Source organism: Streptosporangium subroseum (assembly GCF_900188345.1).
GTDB lineage: Bacteria > Actinomycetota > Actinomycetes > Streptosporangiales > Streptosporangiaceae > Streptosporangium > Streptosporangium subroseum.
The window spans coordinates 14,340-30,353 of record NZ_FZOD01000026.1; the positions used below are offsets into that span (position 1 = coordinate 14,340).

Annotated in this window: 16 protein-coding genes; 9 read left to right on the forward strand and 7 right to left on the reverse strand. The window is 67.5% G+C overall.

Annotated elements, in window-relative coordinates; genetic code table 11:
• The first annotated feature begins 1 nt into the window (after position 1).
• On the forward strand, positions 2 to 976 hold the full coding sequence (locus CHC08_RS24425) for a coiled-coil domain-containing protein (RefSeq protein ID WP_089209698.1): 975 nt from the start codon (positions 2 to 4) through the stop codon (positions 974 to 976).
• A 221-nt stretch (positions 977 to 1,197) separates the two neighbouring features.
• The gene (locus CHC08_RS24430; RefSeq protein WP_089209699.1) at positions 1,198 to 1,857 is read left to right on the forward strand and encodes an HNH endonuclease family protein; all 660 of its coding nucleotides are present in this window, start codon (positions 1,198 to 1,200) and stop codon (positions 1,855 to 1,857) included.
• Between the two features lie 113 nt (positions 1,858 to 1,970).
• Here CHC08_RS24430 and CHC08_RS24435 read toward each other — a convergent pair whose 3' ends face one another.
• Positions 1,971 to 3,593 carry a helicase HerA-like domain-containing protein gene (locus CHC08_RS24435; RefSeq protein WP_089209700.1) on the reverse strand — a complete coding sequence of 541 codons (1,623 nt, stop codon included), beginning with the start codon at positions 3,591 to 3,593 and terminating at the stop codon, positions 1,971 to 1,973.
• Between the two features lie 211 nt (positions 3,594 to 3,804).
• Here CHC08_RS24435 and CHC08_RS24440 point away from each other — a divergent pair, with 211 nt between their 5' ends.
• On the forward strand, positions 3,805 to 4,833 hold the full coding sequence (locus tag CHC08_RS24440) for an endonuclease/exonuclease/phosphatase family protein (protein ID WP_089209701.1): 1,029 nt from the start codon (positions 3,805 to 3,807) through the stop codon (positions 4,831 to 4,833).
• Position 4,834: 1 nt separating this feature from the next.
• On the opposite strand, the gene CHC08_RS24445 is transcribed toward CHC08_RS24440, so the two are convergent.
• Positions 4,835 to 5,308 carry a MarR family transcriptional regulator gene (locus CHC08_RS24445; RefSeq protein WP_245878532.1) on the reverse strand — a complete coding sequence of 158 codons (474 nt, stop codon included), beginning with the start codon at positions 5,306 to 5,308 and terminating at the stop codon, positions 4,835 to 4,837.
• A 117-nt stretch (positions 5,309 to 5,425) separates the two neighbouring features.
• On the opposite strand from CHC08_RS24445, the gene CHC08_RS24450 reads away from it, so the two are divergent.
• Positions 5,426 to 6,247, forward strand: coding sequence for an alpha/beta fold hydrolase (locus CHC08_RS24450; RefSeq protein WP_245878533.1), 822 nt, complete (start codon positions 5,426 to 5,428; stop codon positions 6,245 to 6,247).
• A gap of 168 nt (positions 6,248 to 6,415) precedes the next feature.
• The gene (locus tag CHC08_RS24455) at positions 6,416 to 6,922 is read left to right on the forward strand and encodes a DinB family protein (RefSeq protein WP_089209703.1); all 507 of its coding nucleotides are present in this window, start codon (positions 6,416 to 6,418) and stop codon (positions 6,920 to 6,922) included.
• Positions 6,923 to 7,069: 147 nt separating this feature from the next.
• On the opposite strand, the gene CHC08_RS24460 is transcribed toward CHC08_RS24455, so the two are convergent.
• Entirely contained in the window at positions 7,070 to 8,377 is a 1,308-nt protein-coding gene (locus tag CHC08_RS24460) for a M50 family metallopeptidase (RefSeq protein WP_245878534.1), read from the reverse strand.
• A 203-nt stretch (positions 8,378 to 8,580) separates the two neighbouring features.
• Between CHC08_RS24460 and CHC08_RS24465 the strand changes: the two genes are divergently transcribed.
• The gene (locus CHC08_RS24465; protein ID WP_089209704.1) at positions 8,581 to 9,186 is read left to right on the forward strand and encodes a response regulator transcription factor; all 606 of its coding nucleotides are present in this window, start codon (positions 8,581 to 8,583) and stop codon (positions 9,184 to 9,186) included.
• A gap of 35 nt (positions 9,187 to 9,221) precedes the next feature.
• Here the strand turns inward: CHC08_RS24465 and CHC08_RS24470 are convergent, their stop codons facing one another.
• The gene (locus tag CHC08_RS24470; protein WP_089209705.1) at positions 9,222 to 10,337 is read right to left on the reverse strand and encodes a PP2C family protein-serine/threonine phosphatase; all 1,116 of its coding nucleotides are present in this window, start codon (positions 10,335 to 10,337) and stop codon (positions 9,222 to 9,224) included.
• Between the two features lie 118 nt (positions 10,338 to 10,455).
• Between CHC08_RS24470 and CHC08_RS24475 the strand changes: the two genes are divergently transcribed.
• Positions 10,456 to 11,685 carry a GNAT family N-acetyltransferase gene (locus CHC08_RS24475; protein WP_089209706.1) on the forward strand — a complete coding sequence of 410 codons (1,230 nt, stop codon included), beginning with the start codon at positions 10,456 to 10,458 and terminating at the stop codon, positions 11,683 to 11,685.
• Positions 11,686 to 11,862: 177 nt separating this feature from the next.
• Positions 11,863 to 12,039, forward strand: coding sequence for a hypothetical protein (locus CHC08_RS49715; protein WP_179282193.1), 177 nt, complete (start codon positions 11,863 to 11,865; stop codon positions 12,037 to 12,039).
• Between the two features lie 63 nt (positions 12,040 to 12,102).
• On the opposite strand, the gene CHC08_RS24480 is transcribed toward CHC08_RS49715, so the two are convergent.
• Positions 12,103 to 12,570: a ribose-5-phosphate isomerase gene (locus CHC08_RS24480; protein ID WP_089209707.1), complete on the reverse strand. Its 468-nt coding sequence runs from the start codon at positions 12,568 to 12,570 to the stop codon at positions 12,103 to 12,105.
• A 98-nt stretch (positions 12,571 to 12,668) separates the two neighbouring features.
• Here CHC08_RS24480 and def point away from each other — a divergent pair, with 98 nt between their 5' ends.
• Positions 12,669 to 13,157, forward strand: a complete 489-nt coding sequence (gene def / locus CHC08_RS24485) for a peptide deformylase (protein ID WP_089209708.1) — start codon at positions 12,669 to 12,671, stop codon at positions 13,155 to 13,157.
• 212 nt (positions 13,158 to 13,369) lie between these two features.
• Here def and CHC08_RS24490 read toward each other — a convergent pair whose 3' ends face one another.
• Complete coding sequence (locus CHC08_RS24490; protein ID WP_089209709.1) at positions 13,370 to 14,779, reverse strand: aldehyde dehydrogenase family protein; 1,410 nt, start codon at positions 14,777 to 14,779, stop codon at positions 13,370 to 13,372.
• A 444-nt stretch (positions 14,780 to 15,223) separates the two neighbouring features.
• Positions 15,224 to 15,844 (reverse strand): mycothiol-dependent nitroreductase Rv2466c family protein, encoded by a 621-nt coding sequence (locus tag CHC08_RS24495; RefSeq protein ID WP_089209710.1) that lies wholly within the window; start codon positions 15,842 to 15,844, stop codon positions 15,224 to 15,226.
• Positions 15,845 to 16,014 lie beyond the last annotated feature (170 nt).

The window sequence follows — 16,014 nt, forward strand, 5'->3', positions numbered from 1 at the left end:
CGTGGCGGCTCTTTCCCCCACGTTCCGTCGTCATGCGGCTCTGACCCTGTGTCTGATCTCGGCCACCACGTTCGCCCTCGGCGCCTCAAGCGCGGGAAACGCGGCCCCCAAGCCGACCGAGGCCGAGCTCCGGGCTGATCTGGCCAAGCTGGGCAAGAAGGTCGACAAGCTCATCGAGACCTACGCGGCCAAGCGCGAGGCCCTGGAGAAGGCGCGGAAGGCCGAGGCCGTCGCCAAGACGAATATGCGCAAGGCAGAGGAGATCTACGCCGAGGCGGAGAAGGAGGTCGACTCCATCGCCCAGATCCGCTACCAGAGCAACAGCGGGAGCCTGCCCGCGATGCTGTTCGCCCCCGACCTGAGTGGCGCGGCGATGATGGAGCAGCTCACCGCCCAGCAGAGCGCTCACCTGCAGGGGTTCGCGGGAACCCTGACCCGCAGGAAGCAGGCGGTTCAGAAGGCGGCCCAGCTCGCCGATGACATCGGCGATGAGGCCAAGGTGGTGGAGAAGCAGCGCAAGGACGCCGAAGATGTGATCCGCGACATCAAGGACAAGCTCGACCGGCTTGTCCCCACCGGCTCCGGCCGCCTCTCCAACGGAAGCTGGGCTCCCCAGCTCCCCACCGGCATCGACAACATCACCGACCGCACCCGGATCATGCGCGAAGCCGTCAGGAAACGCTTCAGCCTGCCCTACGCGGTCGGTTGCTACCGGGCCGAGAACGACGGCGGCGAACACCCGCTCGGCCGCGCCTGCGACTTCATGATGAGCACCGGCGGCTCCATGCCCTCGGCGGCCCACGTCAAGCTCGGCGACGAGATCGCCGCCTGGGCCATCAAGAACAGGGCCAGGCTCGGCGTCAAATACGTGATCTGGCGCCAGCGCATCAACCACGGCTCCGGCTGGCGCGCCATGTCCAACCGCGGTGGCGTGACCGCCAACCACTTCGACCACCCGCACATCTCGATGTTCTGAGCCGTTCTGAGATGCAAGGTCTCCGATCCGCGGTGGGATCGTCTCGGGAACCGTCAGGGCGCTTCCATCATCCGGCGGCTCGTGTCTCTCCCATCCGCGAACCCTCCCGTCAGGGAGGCGCGGAGCACGATCGTCAACCACCGGCGCCGCATGATTGCGTCACCCTTTCGTATCTTGCCTATCACCGCCGTGGGCGGGGAGTGACTGGTAAGGATAAAAGCATGATCTTCTTGAGGCGGACGCTCCACGTCGCCGTGCTCACCCTGTTGGTCGTCCCGCTCGCCGCCGTCACCGCTGCCCCGCAGGCGGCGGCCGACTCGAGCGGGCGGCCACAAGCCGATGCCGGGGCGCCGGCCCGCCGCATGCTGGCTCGGCTGAAAGTCTCCAAGCCCCTGTCGATCCGTGGTTACAGCCACCAGCGGTTCCAGCCCCGATGGGCGCACCACAGCGGCAAATGCGACGCACGAGAGGTGGTCCTGGCCCGCGACGGGCGACGCGTGCGCAGGAATGCGTCCTGTCACCCGGTCAAGGGCGTCTGGTACAGCCCGTACGACGGCAAGTGGCTGAAAAGCGAGAAGCTGGTCGACGTCGACCATGTCGTGCCGCTGGCGTACGCCTGGCGCTCTGGCGCCAGCACCTGGAGCCAGGCGCGGCGGCGTGCCTTCGCCAACGACCTCACCCGCCCCGAGCTGGTCGTGTCCAGCCACTCCGTCAACATCGCCAAGGGCGCCGAAGGACCGCAGAGCTGGCGTCCGCCGCGCCGCGGTTACTGGTGCCGCTATGCGACCTCATGGATCACCGTGAAGTATCACTACCGGCTCTTCGTGACCCGGAGCGAGAAAGTGGCCTTGCTCAACATGCTCCGCACCTGCCGGGGGTGACCATTGAATCGTCCGCGGATCACAGCCCCGGCGCGGACGAGGGGCACGGTCCGGGACGCAGGACGGTCGATCTCCACCCGCGAAGGCGTCCTCTCCGCCTCTCCGGTCCCGATCTAGTTTTTCGGGACGTGGATCGCTTCGAGCTTGGTGGGAAGGTCCAGCTGCGCCCTTCTGATTGCACGATAATCATCCCTGGGGACCTCCTTTTCGCCGAAAAAAGCTTTCAGCAGGGTGTCTTCGCTGGGGCCCTCGGCGCCGAAGATTCCCTGAGGGGCGCTGGGGGCGCCGAGAAGGTGGACGTAGCAGCCGTAGTCGATTTGCAGGACGTCGAACTTGATCCCCGGAACTCCCGCACTGGAGTAATCTTTTTTTATTATATGAAGTATCCGGTCGTCGATCAGCCTTCGAATGAGAGGATGGTCGACGTGCTCCTGGTTGAGAAGAAAGGCTCTTGCCTTCTTCTTCGAGATCACTTCTCCTATGATGGCGTCGAGAAGCTTACGCGCCTCCGGGGCGCTGCTCAGCAGCGCCGCCTTGGTCATTTTGTAGACCCGATGCGCGCCCTGTCGGATGTCGTTGGTGGAGATCTTCTCGTCGTTGGCTATTATTGCGGCCTTGGAGATGATGCTCAGCGCGTCCCTCGGCACCCCCTCGGCAGCCCTGATCAATTCCTGAAGTGCGGTGATCTGGGTAAAAAGCAGGGTGGTCAATTGATCCAGGGAGTCCAGTTCCGACAGGTTCTGTGATTTTAGCTCCTGGTTTATGTGGCGGAAGAGGAGGTTCTGGAAGAAGTTGATCGACCGCTCCTTCTGCTCTCTTTTGCTCTTGGCGGGAAATATCACGAACTCGTCGAGGTCGAGTATCGGGAACAGGTCAGATCCGATCTCGATGCCGATGTAGTCCGAGCTGCCTTCCCTGAGAATTCTCCATTCCGTACGATGAGGGATTGCCGCGATCCGCACGGTGACCTTGGGCAGGCTGAAGAAGATCCGGCGGAGCATCTCGGCGACGTACGGCTGGAGGGAGATCGGCATCTCGCTCCACTCGTCGAGGAGTATCCAGCACTGCTCCGCCGGATGGGCCTCCAGCGCATGCTTGAAGAGCTTTCCCAGCGCGCCGAAATGGACGCGGTAGCGAACGCCTCCCGAGGATTTTATCCGAACGCTCTCGGATGATTTGTCGAGTGACCTGTCGGAGATGCTGGCGCTCATGGACAGCCCGGATTTTCCGACGCTCGCCTTCAGGTCATCCGTCTCGGAACGCTCTTTCTCTCTCCCCGTGAATATTTCCTGCTCTTCCTGTTCGACGACCATGACCTCGCCGATGTGATCGAATATCTCGTTCAGGGGATGTAGGTCGCCGTGGCCGTTCAGCGCATCGTTGATCAGGCTGTCCTGAATCATCGCGATGATGTCGACGAGGAGCCGCGAGGCCCTCTCTGCGAGAGGGATCGTGGAGTCGGAGTACCAACCCCCGGTCGAACCCAGGTCCTGTTTCACATCGATGAAGACGACCAGGTTTCCCTTGGCCCGCTCCTTCTCCGCCAGGTATTTGAGCGTGTGGGTCTTCCCGGTCCCCCGGCGTCCATATATGACGCCATTGTCGCGAGCCGCTATGGAGGTCGTCAGGATTTCATTTTCGACGTAAGTGCTTATCGTGTGCTCATCGTTGTGAATGCGCTCTGCGCGCTTCTCGATGACCTGGAGGATATTAAGCAGCTTTGCGGTATCCAACATTCCACCCCCAGATTATTTATTTCGAAAATTCATGACGATCAAAGCCACTGCCACGCCAAATGTCTTCAATTATTTTCGTGGCACGGTCAAGAAATGAGATGATCTCAATGGTGTGCGCGAGGGTGCGATGGACGCGGGACGAGGCCGGTCGGCCCGCCGCGCGGCTCGGAGGCACGTTCGCACGGGGTCATCGGCACCTACGAGGAGCGTGATGGAGCAGGTGAACAGGGGCGTGGCGCCGGGAGGGAAAACGGCGTCCGCCGAGGGGGAACCTCGCGGCAACCGGGGTGGGGACGCACGAGGCCGGACCCCCTGGACACGCGGGCGGGTCCTCGCGTCGCTTGCCGTGCCGGTCGCCGGGCTACTGGCGTTTCACTCCGCTGTGCCCAACACCGTGGGCAATCTCGGCAGCCTGCTGGAGACGTTTCTTCCCTGGCTCGGCCTGACCGTTCCCGTGCTGCTGGTCCTGGCGCTGCTGCGCCGCTCGGCCACCGCGACGGCGGCCACGGTGCTGCCCGCGGCAGCCTGGGCCGTCCTCTTCGGCGGGCTGCTGCCGCCCACCGGCCCTGAGGCGCCGTACGACCTGACGGTGGTTCAGCACAACGTCAACGACGAGAACCCCGACCCCGCGGGAACCGCACGGGCCCTGGCGCAGGCCGGAGCCGACCTCATCGCCCTCGAGGAGCTGACGCCCGGCGCGCTGCCCGTCTACGGAGCCGCCCTCGCGTCCGGCCATCCCCACCGTGCCGTCGTGGGCACCGTCGGGCTCTGGTCCAGGCATCCTCTCGTGGACCCCCGGCCGGTGGACATCAAGCCGAAGGACATCGAGGCCGACTGGAGCCGCGGGCTGCGGGCCGTCGTACGGGGGCCGTCCGGTGACATCGCCGTATACGTCGCCCACCTCCCCTCGGTCCGCATCGGACTGCCGAGCGGCTTCAGCTCCGGCCGGAGGGACGAGAGCGCCGCCGCACTGGGCGCGGCCATCGGCGCGGAGAAGCTGGACCGGGTCATTCTGATGGGCGATCTCAACGGCACCCTCGACGACCGTGGCCTGGCCCCGGTCATCTCCCGGATGACCCCGGCGGAAGAAGGTTTCGGCTTCAGCTGGCCCGCGGCTCTTCCCCTCGCCCGGATCGACCACGTCATGACCCGGGCGGCGACTCCCGTCACCACCTGGGCGCTGCCCCCCACCGGCAGCGACCACCTGCCGATCGCCGCCCGCATCAAGATCTGGCCGTGAGTCATTCAGGTCGGTGTGACGGGTCCGTCCGCAGGCGGGTGAGCGCTTTCGGGGTCAGGTCCCGCGCGAGCGACTCAAGTGCGGCGACGATCTCGCGGATCCGCTGGGGATCGTCGGTGCCGAGCGCCGCACCCAGGGCGTCGTCGACGGGCGTCGAACGGACCTGAGCCACTCGCTCGGAGATTTCGGAGGCCTGCCGGACCAGGAGCCGGCGACGGTCCCGGGGGTCGGTCATCGTCACGACGGAGCCCGTTTCCCGCAGCCTCGCGACGGCGGCCGACACCGCGCTCTGCGGCAGGCCCGTCCGCGTGGCGATCTCTCCGACCGAACTGTCCGGATGCTCGCGAAGATCGCTCACCACGATCAGGACCGTCCGGACGCTGGTGGAGTGATGGCCGATGCCCTCCGTCGGCATCGCCTCCTCACCGATCTTCATCAGGGTTCGTCCCAGCAGGAACAGCTCGACTCCATTCACGTTCACGAAGGTACATCAAAAAAGATGCATCAATATTGATGCATCTTTTTTGATGGGTTAAAGTCGGTGCCGAAGAAGCGATCAACCCTCTGAAAGGCATCTCCGATGATCGACGCGATGACAGGCATGCTCCACGTCCCGGGCGCCCGCCTCTACTACGAGGTGCGCGGCACCGGGCCCCTGCTGCTCATCTCCCAGAGCGGCGAAGGCGACGCGGGCCGCAGCGTCGATCTGGTCGACCGGCTCGTCGAGGATCACACGGTGGTGACCTATGACCGGCGAGGGCTGTCACGCAGCACGCTCGACGACCCCTCCCAGGGGGTGACCCTTGAGGCACACGCCGACGACGTCCATCGCCTGCTGACCTCCCTGACCGATGAACCCGCGCTCATGCTCGGCTGCAGCCTCGGCGCCGTCATCGGCTTCCACCTGGCCCTCCGTCATCCCGGCCAGGTGAGCACGCTCATCGCGCACGAGCCCGTCGCGCCACGACTGCTGCCCGACGCCGAACGGACCCATCACGAGCAGGAACTGCGGGAGATGCAGGAGGTCTACCGCCGCGACGGTGTTCCCGCGGTCGTCACGGTGGTCGCCAAGCTCCTCGGCATCAGCCTGGCCGACCAGGAGACGGAGCCGGACCTCACCCAGCACCCGTTCACCCCCGAGCGGACCGCCAACTTCGAGTTCTTCGTCGAGCACGACTTCACCGCGATCCTGGACGACACGCTGGACGTCGCCGCGCTGAAGAACACGCCGACCCGCATCATCCCGGCGGCCGGCCGCACCACCCCGCGCACGGTCTTCGACTACCGGTGCGCGCAGGAACTGGCCGACCTCGTAGGGGCCGGCCTCGAGACGTTCCCCGGCGGCCACAACGGCAACCTGACGCACCCGCGAGCCTATGCCGCACGCGTTCGCGAACTCCTCGGCGACGCATGACGCCTGCCCAGCGGTCAGCCGGAGGAGTTCGCGGCATCGCACGCGTTCGGATGCCTCGTTGACCTACTGGATGGTCGTCTCAGCCCGGTTTCTGACCGTGTTCGACGGCCTTCGGTCACCGCGAAAACGATATGACAGCGGCCTCCGGCCCGGACATGATTGGACGCCATGACCGACAACCGGATCGATCCCCCCTTTGTCGCCGACGAGGGCCCCATGCTGAGGTCCTGGCTTGGCTGGCACCGGGAGACCCTGGCGGTGAAGTGTGCCGGGCTGTCGCCGGAACAGCTCCGCCTGCGCTCCGCCGAACCGTCCACGATGTCCCTGCTGGGCCTGGTCCGCCATATGACCGATGTCGAGCGCCACTGGTTCCGCAACGTCCTCAACGGTGAGGACACCCCCGGCATCTACTGGACCGACGAGCATCCCGACGGAGAGTTCGACCTGGTGGACACCGCCTCAGCCGAGGAGGGCCTCGCCCGCTGGCAGGCCGAGATCGCCAACTCCTCCGAGCTCTCCGCGGGGCTGCCCCTCGACCTCGTGGGCAAGGGGCGGCGCGGGGGCGAGGAGGTCTCGCTGCGCTGGATCCTCGTTCACATGATCTCGGAGTATGCCCGGCACAACGGTCATGCCGACCTCATCCGCGAGCGAATCGACGGTGCCACCGGCGAGTAACGGCGTCGAGCACAACCGTCACGTCTGGAACCCGCATCGGCCGCCGCGACTCCCCTGTCCGGCGCTCGGATCCCGCGCGGTCGGAACAACGGCGCCGGGGGCGTCTGTCCCCTGCGGGCGTGCATCCTCTGCACGCCCGCGGAGGGATCAGCCGGAGAGCCGGACCGGGTTGACCAGGTCGGCGTACATCAGCAGACCGGCCGAGATGATCATCACGAACGCGATCGCGTAGGTCAGGGGAAGCGCCTTGGCGATGTCCACGTAGCCGGGCGTGGGGCGGCGGGCGACGCGGGCGAAACCACGCTTGAGGCCTTCCCACAGGCCGCCCGCCACGTGACCGCCGTCCAGCGGGAGCAGCGGGACCAGGTTGAACAGGCCGATCGCCAGGTTGAAGCCCGCCAGCAGGTTGATGAAGACGACGACCTTGTTCTCCAGCGGAGCGCTGGAGGACGCTATCTCACCGCCGATGCGACCCGCGCCGATGATGCCGATCGGGCCGTTCAGGTCACGCTCCTCGCCGGAGAACGCGGCGTGCCAGACGCCGACCATCTTCTGCGGGAAGCGGAGCAGCGAGCCGGCGGTGGCCGCGGTGAGGTCCCACATGTGGGAGCCCACCGCGCCGATGCTCTGCTTCTCCATGACCACCGTCGGGCTGATGCCCAGGTAACCCACGCCCTTGTCGATCTTTCCGGGTTCGTCGAGCGACTCCCGGTCCTGGGCGATCAGGTTGGCGGTCAGGGTCAGCTTCTGCCCCGCCCTGTCGACCTCGAACGTCACGGGCCCCGGGCCGTGGGCGCGGATGTCCCGCGTCACCGCCTCCCAGGTCGTGGCGGGCTTGCCCGCCGCCGACAGGATCTTGTCACCCGGCTTGAAGCCCGCCGCCGCGGCCGGGCTGGGCTTGTCGGCCGCGGTGCAATCGGGGTTCTTCGCGTATTCGGCGGTGGTCTTCACGCACGCGGGGACCCCGGCGACCTGCGTCTTCGACACCTGGATGCCGAAACCCATGAGCACGACGCCGAACAGGATGAAGGCCAGCACGAAGTTCATCGCCGGGCCGCCGGACATGACGATGACCTTCTGCCACCAGGGCTTGCGGTAGAAGACCCGGTCCTCGTCGCCGGGGCGGACCTCCTCCAGCGCCACCTCGCGCGCGTTCTCGATCAGGCCCTGCCAGGGCCCGGTGGAGACCGAACGCAGCTTGGTGGGATCGTCGGTGGGCCTGGGCGGCAGCATGCCGATCATCCGGATGTAGCCACCGAGCGGGATCCACTTGATGCCGTACTCGGTCTCGCCCTTGCGTCTCGACCACATGGTCGGGCCGAAACCGACCATGTACTGGGTGACCCTGACGCCGAACAGCTTCGCCGGCAGCAGATGTCCGATCTCGTGCAGCGCGATCGAGGCCATCAGTCCAAGGAAGAAGCCGACGATGCCGATCACATAGAGCCAGCTCACAGGTTCGTACCCCCGGTCGCGGATTTATCGACAATGCCCCTTAGGAGATTAGCCGAATTATCCAGGCCCCAGGTTGCCGCCGGGACGGACGGTATGCATTGGGCCGCTTGCGCGGGCCTGGACGAACATGGCCACTTTGGTGACAATAAGCAATCGGACGGTTACATTATGGCAAGGACGGGCGAGAGAGTGCGGGGAGAGCTTTGATCGGAATCCTGGTTGCCGAGCAGTTGCCCCTGGTCCGGCGTGGCCTGGTGGCATCGCTGGAGTGCGAGGCCGATCTGAAGGTGGTAGCCGATCTGGGCAGGGGCGAGGAGGTTGTACCCGCCGTTCTGCGCCACGAACCCGAGGCCGCGGTCATCGGCCTGGATCTTCCCGGCGTCGACGGGTTCGCCGTGGCGCTCCGGCTGCACGAGGAGGCCCCCCGCTGCCGGGTCCTCCTGCTGTCAGGCAATCCCACCCCCGGCCAGGTCCGCCGCGCCTTCAGCGTCCACGCGCTCGGGTTCATGAGCCTGGACGTGGGGCCGGATCAGCTGGCCGACGGCGTTCGCCGGGTCGCGGCCGGCCGCCGCGCGGTGGACGCGGAGCTCGCCCTGGCCGCCCTGGAGCTGGTGGAGAACCCGCTGACCCGCCGGGAGCTGGACGTGCTCCGGCTGGCCGCCCAGGGGGCCCGGTCCGGCGAGATCGCCGACCAGCTGTTCCTCTCCGTGGGAACGGTCCGAAATCACCTGTCGCGGATCATGTGCAAGACCCACGCCCGCAACCGCCTCGACGCCGTGCGCATCGCCGGCGACTCCGGATGGCTGTGACGTCTCACGCGCGGACGGCGGAGGCCGCCTGGAGGTCAGGGGCGCCAGATGAGGACAAGCGCGCAGTCGTCGTTGTGCCCCGACGACATGGCGGTGACCAGATGGCGGGCACCGTCGCGGAAGCCGGAGGGCAGCAGCCGCTCGGCCTCGCCCAGCAGGCGGTCGAGGCCGGCGTCGATGTCACGGCCGGGCTGCTCGATCAGGCCGTCGGTGTAGAGCATGAGCGCGTCGCCCTTGCGGAGCATCCCGCGGTCGGTTTCGCAGTGCAGGTCGGGCACGACGCCCAGAACCACGCCCTTGGCCGTGGAGACCCGCCAGGTCCCGGTGCCCGCCTCGAACTTGACCACCGGGGGGTGACCGGCCGAGGTGATCACATACTCGCCCGTGGCGAGGTCGATCCGCACGTGGACGGCCGTGACGAAGCCCTCGGCCTCACGCTGCCGGTGCAGATAGGTGTTGCAGGCGGGCAGGAAGTCGGTGACCGAGCCGAGCAGGCCGCCGAAGGTGCCCGACAGCATCAGCGCCCGGGTGCCCGCGTCGACGCCCTTGCCCGACACGTCGACCAGGGCGAGGTCCACGATGTCGCCCTCGCGCATGGAGACCAGGAAGTCGCCTCCGAACGAGGAGCCTCCGGCCTGCTTGAGGACCACCCGCGAGCCCCAGTCCTTGGGCAGCGGGGGCAGCTCGCTCTGGCTCTTGAGCCGGTCGCGCAGCTCCAGCAGCATCACGTCGCCGCGCAGCCCCTGCACGCCGAGCTTGCCCCGGGTGCGGGCCATCAACGCGGCCAGGACGGCGGTGAAACCGAAGGTGACCAGCAGGCCGGGACCGATATGCCCCACCCCGCGCACGACGGCCACGTAGATGATGGAGATCGCGACCGCGCACAGCAGTTTGGCGAGGCTGGGCAGCCGGAGCTGGAGGCCGGCGACAAGGGTGATCGGGATCATGAGCGCCGGGGAGAACCACTCCATGGAGACCCGGGCGGCCAGACCGCCGAGCACCAGGGTCAGCACGATCAACGTGATGAGCAGGTTGCGGTCACGGGCCAGCGGGCCACGGCGCAGGAGGCGCACGATGGGCACCAGGAGGGGGACCCGCACCAAGAACGCACGGAGCGCCGGAGGGATCAGCGGCACCGGACGGGAATTCATGATGCACCTGACTGTATCGGGCTATCCCCCCTTTGGGCAGCCCACTTGACCAATACCTTGATCATTAAGGGTGGATAATAGATGGCCGGAACCCTCCATCCCCTCTACCGTAGGAAAAATGAGCATTAGTCTGCGTCCGGTAACCGAAAGCGAATGGTCCGGCTGGATGACGGTGGAGGAAGAGGCGTTCGGCGCCGCAGTCCCCCCGCACCGGGAGAAGCTCTTCAGGGGCACCACCGAGTTCGACCGCTCGCTCGGCGCGTTCGAAGGCGACCTGCTCGTAGGCGTCACCTCGGTGGACAGCCTCACCATGACGGTGCCCGGCGGGCCGATTCCGGTCGGCGGCGTCACCGCCGTCGGCGTGTTGCCCTCCCATCGCCGCCGGGGCATCCTGTCCTCCCTGATGACCCGCCAGCTCGCCGACGTCCGCGAGCGGGGCGAGGCGGTCACCGCCCTCTACGCCTCCGAGGCCGCGATCTACGGGCGCTTCGGGTACGGCAGGGCCGCCGACAGCATGTTCTTCACCATCCCCACCTCCGGCACGGCCTTCGTCAGGAACGCTCCGGCCGATCCGGCGCTGCGGCTGCGCGTCGTCAGGCCCGACGAGGCCAGGAGCGTCTTCGAGAAGATCTTCGAGACCGTGCGCGGCGACCGGCCGGGACTCTACGAGCGCACACCCGCGCGCTGGGACGTCGTGCTGTCCGACCACGAGGCCGACCAGCGTGGCGCCGGACCGCTCCGTGCCGTCGTCGTCGAGGACGACGACGGCCCCCGGGGCTACGCGATCTTCCGGACCAAGCAGAGTTTCACCGATCACGACGTGCCGGACGGCGAGGTGCGGCTCAGGGAGCTGTACGGCCTCGACCCGGCCGCCTACGCGCTGCTCTGGCGGCATCTGCTGGATCGTGACCTGATGTCGCACGTCAAGGCCTCCTACCGGCCGTCGGACGACCCGCTGATCCACCTGCTGGCCGAACCGCGCCGGCTCAACGCCGGTTGGCTGGACGACCTGTGGATCCGCCTCGTGGACGTCGAGCGGGCTCTCGCCGCCCGCCGTTACTCGGCGCCGGTGGACGTGGTGATCGAGGTCGAGGACACCGTCTGCCCCTGGAACGCCCGCCGCTGGCGGCTGTCTGCCGACACCTCCGGCGCCCGGTGCACGCCCACCGAGGATCCCGCCGACCTGACGCTTCCCGTCGCCGTGCTGGGCGCGGCCTACCTGGGCGGCCGGCCGCTGGCGGCTCCGCAGGCGGCGGGTGTGCTGCGCGAGTCGCGGCCCGGAGCCGTACGGGAGCTGTCCACCGCCATGTCGTGGGAGCCCGCTCCCTGGGGCGGGTTGATGTTCTGATCGGCCCCGGTCCGGATGATCCCGGCCCGCGGCTTTCGGCCCATGACTCCGGGCCGTGAGCTCCGTGAGCTCCGCGGGCCGCGACCCGGGCCGTGCCCACGGCCCCGGCTCGTGAACTCGCGCCCTGACCCCGCGAGCTCCGGGCCCCTGCCGTGACGGGCGGGTTAGGGTGACGGCATGGCACTGCAGAGTTTGCAGATCAACGCGATCACCGCGATGCGGGCACGGGACGTCTCGCGACCGACGCAGGAGCAGCAGGAGGCCGCGGACCGGCGGCCCCTGCGCGACGAGGCACCGCGCAAGGAGCCTCCGCGCAGAGAACCTCCGTACCGCGAGGCCCCGCGCCGCGGATAGGGTCAACGCCCGTTCGGGGTCACCCGCTCGCTCAGGACGAGCGAGCGGGCTCTCCGCCGGGGTTCAGGGCAGCGAGGGGAGCTGGCCGATCGTCTCGTACGAGTCGAGCTGCGCGAGCCGGCGGCTGTGCCGCTCGGCGCCCGAGTAGGCGGTGGCGAGGAAGATCTCGACGAACCGGGTCGCCTCCTCCTCCGAGTGCATGCGCGAGCCGATGCTGATCACGTTGGCGTTGTTGTGCTCGCGGGCGAGCTTGGCGGTCTCCTCGCTCCACGCCAGGGCGGCGCGGACGCCGCGCACCTTGTTCGCCGCGATCTGCTCGCCGTTGCCCGAGCCGCCGATGACGACCCCCAGGCTGCCCGGGTCGTCCACGACGCCCTCGGCCGCACGCAGCACGAACGGCGGATAGTCGTCCTCGGGGTCGTAGACGGAGGGACCACAGTCCGTGACCTCGTGGCCGTGTTCTTTCAGCCAGGAGACGATGTGGTTCTTGAGCTCATAGCCGGCATGGTCGGCACCGATGTAGACGCGCACCCGCCCAGTTTCGCAGGTGTATGTGGACGGCTGGACCCCGGTCCCGACTAAAGTAATGATCGAAGTACTCCTGCAACCCTTACAAGAGAGAGCCCCTCATGCGTGACATCCGAGTGGTCGGGGATCCGGTCCTCCGTACGCCCGCCGAGCCGGTCGTCGACTTCGACCGCGACCTGCGACGCCTGATCGACGAGATGTTCGATGCGATGTACGCCGCGCAGGGCGTCGGCCTGGCCGGTCCGCAGCTCGGCGTGTCGCAGCAGATCTTCGTTTACGACTGCAGCAACCGCAAGGGGCATGTGATCAACCCGGTGCTGACCGTCGACGACGACGCGGAGGTGCTCGACGAGGAGGGCTGCCTGTCGGTTCCCGACCGCGACACCCGCACCCCGATCTACGCGAAGACCCCCCGGGCCGCCGGGGTCACCGTCCAGGGTCTGAACCGTCTGGGCCGCCCGGTCCAGATCAAGGCTCGCGGCCTGCTCGCACGCTGCTTCCAGCACGAGACGGATCACCTCAACGGCCTGCTGTACGTGGACCGGCTGGCCAAGGACGCCGCCAGGAAGGTCCTGCTTCAGGCCCCCTGATCGGGGTTCGATCCGACAGGGGTGATGCGGATCGGATCGCCGCGCGGGGCGGGCCGGCCGGAGCCGAGGGGACGGTCGGCTGCGCGGAGCCATCCGGCCAGGGGCGCGGTCCGACCTCGGAGCCAATGGCCCGGGGGCAGCCTGCGCTCACCTGGCGGCGACTTACCGGATCGCGTCCGCCCGGCCAGGCGGAACACCCTCGGCTCACCCCGTCAGAGCTGGACGGCCTTGATCTCCAGATATTCCTCGAGACCGAACTCGCCCAGCTCACGGCCCAGCCCTGACTGCTTGTAGCCGCCGAACGGGGCCCGCATGTTGAACTGGCCGCCGTTGACGGCCACCTGGCCGGTTCGCAGCCGCCGCGCCACGGAGACCCCGTGCTCCTCGCTGCCCGCCCACACCGCGCCCGCCAGGCCGTACGGCGTGTCGTTGGCGATGGCGACGGCCTCGTCCTCACCGCGGGTGTAGGGGATGATCGTCAGGACCGGACCGAAGATCTCCTCCTGCTCGATCACCATCCCCGGCTCCACCCCGGCGAACACTGTGGGCTCCACGTAGAAGCCCCTGTCCAGGGGCCGGTCGGTGCCTCCGGAGACCAGCCGGGCGCCTTCTTCCTGGCCCCGGTTAATGTAGCGGATGACCCGATCGCGCTGGGCCGCGGAGACCAGCGGGCCGAGCCTGGTCATCTCGTCGAAGGGGTCGCCGACGGTGTATTTCCTCGCGGCCTCGACGGCGAGCCCGACGACCTCGTCGTACTGGTCCCTGTGGACGATCATGCGGCTCCAGGCGGAGCAGGTCTGGCCGGAGTTGAGGAAGGCGTTGGCCACCGTCACCTTGGTCGCCACGGGCAGGTCCGCGTCCGGCAGGACCAGGCTGGCCGATTTGCCGCCGAGCTCCAGTGCCACCCGCTTGACCGTCTCGGCCGCGAGCGCGGCGACCCTCCGCCCCGCCTTGGTGGAGCCGGTGAAGGACACCATGTCCACGTCGGGGTGGGCGGCCAGGGCTTCGCCCACCACCGGGCCGTGACCGCTCACCATGTTGAAGACCCCGGCGGGCAGCCCCACCTCGTCGAAGATCCCGGCGAGCGCGAAGGCCGCCAGCGGCGCCACCTCGCTGGGCTTCAGCACGACCGTGCAGCCCGCGGCCAGCGCCGGGCCGACCTTGCAGATGATCTGGTGGAGCGGATAGTTCCACGGCGTGATGGCGGCCACCACGCCGACCGGCTCCCTGAAGATCCGGGAGTTGCCGACCTGCCCGCCCTCGAAGGCGTAGGTCTCGGCCATCTGGGCGTAGGAGGCCAGCACCCCGGCCGGCATCAGCGTCTGCACCTTCATCGCCACGCCGTACGGCGCGCCCATGTCGGTGGCGATGATCCTAGCTATCTGATCGGAGCGTTCTCGGAGCAGCTCGGCCGCGGCGGCGAGGATCTTGCCTCGCTCGGCGGAGGCCGTCCTCGACCACGCGGGAAATGCCGCGCGAGCGGCGGCCACCGCGGCATCGACGTCGGCGGGCGCCCCTGCGGGCACCCTGTCGATTATCTCCTCCGTCGCGGGGTTGACGACGTCAATGCTTTCGCCCGACGCCGAAGACTGCCAGGCTCCGTTCAGATAAAGGTGACGCATTCCCTCATCCTTGCGCGCGTATTGTCATTATGCGAGAGCTCAGCAGGTCACACCGTAGATCCCGCCGCCACACGAAGATCAGAAGTTGGCCGGATGTGGCCATTCGCCCCGTTGGGCGCTCGACCGTCCGCTGCGACGAGGGTACGACGAAGCACGCCAACAAGCGGCATATAGGGAAGATCCTTAAAAACTCGTAATATCCGGATAAGAGCGTTTCTTGATCGTCGCGGAAATCCAGATCACGCCGAACCCACCGGACAGCCGCGAAATGATCACCGCCTCCATCGGGCACATCCGGCTCGCCGGGGTCACCCGAGACCGCCCGGGACCGGCCCCCTGATCGCCGTCTGTTGTGATCCCCGCGAGCCCCCCGAGCCGCCGAAGCCCGCCGTGCTTGAGCACGGCGGGCGGGCGATCGAAGGCGGGTGAGGCCCGGTCCGCGACTCAGTCGAAGATCGGGGCCCGGGTCCTGGAGCGCTTGAGCTCGAAGAACCCGTCGGTGCCGGCCACCAGGCGAACACCGTCCCAGAGCCTGCCGGCGGCCTCGCCCTTGGGCGCGGGCGAGATGACGGGACCGAAGAACGCCACGCCGTCAACCGAGATCACCGGGGTGCCGACCTCCTGGCCGACCCGGTCGATGCCGTCGTTGTGCGAGGCGCGGAGGGCCTCGTCGAACTCCTCGGAGTCCATCGCGTCGGCGAACCCCTGATCGAGCCCCGCCGCCTCCAGCGCCTCGGCGACGAGCTCGGGGAACTTCTCGGACTCCTTGGCCCGGCCCTGGTTGTGCAGGCGGGTGCCGAGTTCGGTGTACAACCGGCCGACCGTCTCGGAGTCATGCTTCTGCTGCACCGCCGTGACCACGCGGACCATGCCGATGGTCCTTTCGACCATCGTGCGATAGCTCTCGGGCACGTCCTTGTCCTCGTTGAGGACCTTCAGGCTCATGACATGCCAGCGTGGTTCGATCGGCCGTACCTTCTCCACTTCCAGCAGCCAGCGGGAGGTCATCCACGCGAACGGGCAGAAGGGGTCGAACCAGAGGTCGACAGGAGTGCGCTCCGTCATCTTTCAGCTTCCTGATCGTAAGACTTCGTCACCCTGCGACAACCCGATCGGGAGAGTCTCCTATTCCATATCTGGATTAATACGTTTGCTTGCCCGTTTATCCTCAAATGTGGTGACCAGCCTTCCGCTTGATCCTCCATGCGGCGACCTGCTGCCTTACGTGGCAGGAT